General features: G+C 73.0%; 4 protein-coding genes. All 4 read right to left on the reverse strand.

The window, feature by feature from the left end; translation table 11 throughout:
- Positions 1 to 63: 63 nt before the first annotated feature.
- From OZN99_RS28810 to OZN99_RS33590, 4 genes are read right to left on the reverse strand one after another with little or no spacing between them, the layout of a single operon-like run.
- Entirely contained in the window at positions 64 to 594 is a 531-nt protein-coding gene (locus OZN99_RS28810) for a precorrin-2 dehydrogenase/sirohydrochlorin ferrochelatase family protein (RefSeq protein ID WP_270938657.1), read from the reverse strand.
- 1 nt (position 595) lies between these two features.
- Entirely contained in the window at positions 596 to 1099 is a 504-nt protein-coding gene (locus OZN99_RS28815; RefSeq protein ID WP_270938658.1) for a DUF934 domain-containing protein, read from the reverse strand.
- The gene (locus OZN99_RS28820) at positions 1086 to 2777 is read right to left on the reverse strand and encodes a nitrite/sulfite reductase (protein ID WP_270938659.1); all 1692 of its coding nucleotides are present in this window, start codon (positions 2775 to 2777) and stop codon (positions 1086 to 1088) included. The genes OZN99_RS28815 and OZN99_RS28820 overlap by 14 nt, the downstream gene beginning before the upstream one ends.
- Positions 2778 to 2788: 11 nt before the next feature.
- A complete protein-coding gene (locus tag OZN99_RS33590; RefSeq protein WP_408611968.1) occupies positions 2789 to 2905 on the reverse strand; it encodes a hypothetical protein in 117 nt (38 codons plus the stop codon).
- Between the last annotated feature and the right edge of the window lie 56 nt (positions 2906 to 2961).

A 2961-nucleotide genomic window follows, 5' to 3' on the forward strand; every position in this document is an offset into this window, starting at 1 on the left:
GCGCGGGCGCGGGCATCGCGGTGGCTGCCCGCCCGGCCCGGCGGGATCAGGGCGTTGCAGACCCTATCGGGCCGGTGCGGCGCCCGCGGGGGCCAGCCAGCCCGTCGCGTCCAGATGGGCGCGCACGCCCCGGATCACCTCGGCGGGCGTGCTGCCTTCGGCGCGCAGCTGCGCGCGCAGCGCTGCGACCTCCTCGAGCCGGCCGGCCCATTCCTCGCCGAAGGCACCCTCGAGCCAGGCGCGCAGCGCCGCGGAGAGCGCCGGCGCGGACCCGCCGGTGGAGACGGTGAGCAGCAGGTCGCCACGGCGCACCAGCGCGGGGACGTGCATGTCGCAGAGATGCGGCACGTCCTCGATGTTGACGGGAATGCCGCGCACCCGCGCGGCGGTGGCCAGCCATTCCGATTCCGCGTCCGACAGGCCGGCGCCGAAGATCAGCCGTGGCCCGTCGAGGGCGCCGGCCGGCGGCAGCCCCTCATGCAGGGCCAGCCGGGCCAGCCCCGCCGCCTCCAGCAGCGCCCGGCGCTTGGCGAAGGCCGGGCCGCGGCCAGCCAGCAGCACGGGCGTGTCCGGCAGGAAGACGAGCGGCAGCATCTCAGGCCAGCGCGACGTGACGGCGCAGCAGGCCGAGCGGTGCCGCATCGCCTGCCACGGCGGGCTGGTAGGCGAGCGGGATCGCCTGCCGCGCGCGATCCCAGGCCGCAGCGTCCGCGCCCTCGGGCAGTTCGATGGCGGTCACGCCGCAGCGCAGCAGGAAGGCATACTGGTCCGGCAGCACGTGGCCGGTCGCGCGGATCCCGCCGGCGAAGCCGTGCCGTTCGCGCAGGCTGCGCGCCTGGGTGAAGGCGCGGCCGTCGCGATGCTTCGGGAAGCACAGCGCGACGAGCGCGAGCCGGTCGAGCAGCGGCGCGAGGACGGCCGGATCGACGTCGTTCGGCAGGACGACGCCGAGCGCGGCGTTGCGCGCGCGGAGCGGCGCTGCCTCCCGCAGCAGCCTTGCGAGGCTGACCAGCACCGGCGCGGGGGCGGGCAGCGAGGCATCGTCGGCGACCGCGACGAAGGGGTCGGGGCGCAGCGCGCCGGCTTCAAGCAGTGGCATAGAGCGCCTCCTTGAAGGGGGCGGGGCCCAGCCGGCGGTAGGTGTCCTTGAACTGCTCGCCGGGCGTGCGATGCGCCACATAGGTGCGCACCAGCGTGTCCACCGCATCCACCACGGCGTCCGAGGAGAAGGCCGGCCCGATCAGCTCGCCGATCGCCGCGTCGTCGCCGGCGGAGCCGCCCAGCGTGATCTGGTAGACCTCCTCGCCGCGCTTATCCACGCCGAGCAGTCCGATATGGCCGACATGGTGGTGGCCGCAGGCGTTGATGCAGCCGGAGATGTTCACGTGCAGCGTCCCGATCTCGAGCTGCCGGTCGAGGCTCGCGAAGCGTTCGGAGATGCGCTGCGCCACCGGGATGCTGCGCGCGGTCGCCAGGGCGCAGTAATCCATGCCCGGGCAGGCGATGATGTCGGTGACCAGGCCGATGTTCGGCGTGGCGAGGCCGTGCGACGCGAGCGCGGCATGCAGCGCGGGCAGGTCTTCCTGGCGGACATGCGGCAGGACGAGGTTCTGCACGTGGCTCACGCGGATCTCGCCGAAGGAGAAGCGATCGGCGAGGTCCGCCACGGCGTCCATCTGGTCGGCCGAGGCGTCGCCGGGGATGCCGCCGATCGGCTTCAGCGAGATGACGACGGACACGTAGCCGGGCTGGCGATGCGGATGGGTGCAGGTGGCGAACCAGGCCGAGAAGCGCCGGTCGTCGGCCCGTGCGCGGCGCAACGCCGGCGGATCGTCCGTCAGGCGCGCGAAGGGAGGCGGCGCGAAATGCGCGGCGATGGCCTGCACCACCTCCGGGTCCAGCCGATAGCGGCCCTGCGGCATGGCCGCGAATTCCGCCTCCACCAGGCGGCGGAACTCGTCGCCGAGGTCGCGGACGAGGATCTTGATGCGCGCCTTGTAGATGTTCTCGCGCTGGCCGAGCGCGTTGTAGACGCGCAGCACGGCTTCCAGGTAGGCGAGGAAGTCGGGCTCGGGCACGAAATCGGCAATGCGCGTGCCGATCACGGGCGTGCGGCCCAGTCCGCCGCCGGCCCAGACCTCGAATCCGACCTGGCCCGCCGCGTTGCGCTTCGCGATCACGCCGATGTCGTGCACCTTCGCGGCGACGCGGTCATGCGCCGCGCCGGTGATCGCGATCTTGAACTTGCGCGGGAGGTAGGTGAATTCGGGATGCAGCGTGGACCACTGGCGCAGGATCTCGGCGTAGATCCGCGGATCGACCAGCTCGTCGCGGGCTGCGCCGGCGAATTCATCGGTGGTGACGTTGCGGATGCAGTTGCCGCTGGTCTGGATGGCGTGCATGTCCGCCTCGGCCAGGGCGGCCAGCATGTCCGGCGCGTCCTGCAGGTTCGTCCAGTTGAACTGGATGTTCTGCCGCGTGGTGAAGTGGCCGAAGCCGCGGTCCCAGCGCCGCGCGATGAAGGCAAGCTGGCGCAGCTGCCGCGAATCCAGCACGCCGTAGGGGATGGCGACGCGGAGCATGTAGGCGTGCAGCTGCAGGTAGAGCCCGTTCATCAGCCGCAGCGGCTTGAACTCGTCCTCGGTCAGCGTGCCGGCCAGGCGGCGTTCCACCTGGTCGCGGAATTCCGCGATGCGTGACTGCAGGAAGCCGCGGTCGATGTCGTCGTATCGGTAGGTGCGCGCGTGCGGCGGCGTCGCGGGGGCATGCAGGTCCATGGCGTGCGGCCTCAGGAGGCGAGGGAGAGCGGCTGGCGCGGCACGGCGTCCACCGAGGGTCCGGTGGCGCGCAGCCGCTCGCGGAAGCGGAGCGGCACCGGTGCGCCGTCGCGCAGCGTGACCTCCACGGCGTAGGCGCCGACGACGCGGCGGGCGCGCTCCGCCGCCTGGCCGAGCGCGAGGC

Origin of the sequence: Falsiroseomonas oryzae, from assembly GCF_027856955.1 — a bacterium.
GTDB classification, from domain to species: domain Bacteria; phylum Pseudomonadota; class Alphaproteobacteria; order Acetobacterales; family Acetobacteraceae; genus Falsiroseomonas; species Falsiroseomonas oryzae.